1 protein-coding gene is annotated in these 987 nt (G+C 34.4%); it reads right to left on the minus strand.

Going from position 1 to position 987, the window contains the following annotated elements; all coding sequences use genetic code 11:
* Positions 1–515: 515 nt before the first annotated feature.
* A complete protein-coding gene (locus tag HMPREF2619_RS07170) occupies positions 516–986 on the minus strand; it encodes a modification methylase Sau96I (RefSeq protein WP_148130377.1) in 471 nt (156 codons plus the stop codon).
* Between the last annotated feature and the right edge of the window lies 1 nt (position 987).

A 987-nucleotide genomic window follows, 5' to 3' on the forward strand; every position in this document is an offset into this window, starting at 1 on the left:
TTTTTGTGTTCTTAATCCGTCTTTTGTGATTAAGCTAAAGCATTCTTGTAACTTCATACTTCTCCTAATATTTGGGAAATTATAACTATTTTTGTTTTTATAGCAATTTCGTTTACTTTACAGACTAATTGGATAGCTGAAGGAATAGCGAAATTCCAAGTAGAATGGCTGATAGAATTATGCCAAAAATTGTCGTGACTAAATCATTCCAATAATCTAATTTTGGAGACTGAAAATATCCAACTCGTTTACCTGATAGGTAGTCCGCTTTATGGTTTCTAATTCTATTTAACCTGATTAAAAGTAGTCCCATAATCAAAATCATACTGATTGAATTTTCTAGTTTCCCCATCATTTCATCTCTTCATTTAAGTTCCAAAAACAATGACTACAGATAGTCTCATCATGGTCCATCCACCAGCAACAACCCCATTTTTCATCAATACAGGGTGTTCCCCACGTGCATCCGCATTTTTGACAAATACCTTTCTTTAATACTGTCTCTTTCATGATAATTACTCCTCATTGATTCTCATGCTTTTAGGTAATTTTTTACTCGGTAAACAGTAACCTTCAGATAAGTCCTGTTTACTATAAAATTCAGGACTACTTGTCATTACATGGTCACTTCTTCTCCATCCTCTACGAAGTTGTTTGTAAGATAAAGAAACACGCTTCTCAATATCTTTAAAACTAAAGCCCAGTTTCAAATAAGTTGTGACAATAGCATTAGCATGTTCTTTGGACTCTTCGCTTCTTGTTCTTCGTTGAAAATTAATCTGCTTATCTTCTTCATTTAGTGCTATCTGATAGGCAATAAACAACTTCCGCATTTCCATAATTTTATGTTGCCAGGCCAAGCTGTAAGGTTGTCCTGAATATCGATTCACCAAGTCCTTTACGGGTTGTTTAAATTTCATCTGAAGAGAATCGAATTCGCCAAGGTCAGAAAATGGGTCAATGAAACCTAGTGGTTCGCTTTGAATT

It is taken from the genome of Streptococcus sp. HMSC074B11 (assembly GCF_001808705.1).
GTDB lineage: Bacteria > Bacillota > Bacilli > Lactobacillales > Streptococcaceae > Streptococcus.